General features: G+C 76.4%; 1 protein-coding gene. It reads right to left on the bottom strand.

Going from position 1 to position 263, the window contains the following annotated elements; genetic code table 11:
- Positions 1-263: hypothetical protein (locus CVH10_RS21520; protein WP_219924967.1), on the bottom strand; the 263-nt coding region annotated here is incomplete at both ends.

The following is a 263-nucleotide window of genomic DNA, read 5'->3' as shown; positions in this document are numbered from 1 at the left end:
GGTGAAGCCGACGAGGAGCAGGAGCAGGGCCGGCACGGCCGCGCCGAGGGTCGCCAGCACCAGGGCGGCGAAGCCGAGGCTGAACAGCCCGATCATGGTGGCGATCTGCGCGACGGTGGCCCCGCCCTCGGTGCGGAAGCTGACGCCCCGGCGCACCCCCGACAGGAACAGCAGGATGGCGCAGCCCCACAGGATCGTCAGCGCGGCGGCGGCCTGCCCAAGGTCGGTGCCGCGCCAGCCCCAGGCGGCCAGCGCCCCGGCGG

The organism is Halomonas sp. ND22Bw (assembly GCF_003011945.1).
GTDB lineage: Bacteria > Pseudomonadota > Gammaproteobacteria > Pseudomonadales > Halomonadaceae > Halomonas > Halomonas halophila.
The sequence above is the reverse complement of the archived record's forward strand: the minus strand, read 5'-3'. Positions and strand labels throughout refer to the sequence as shown.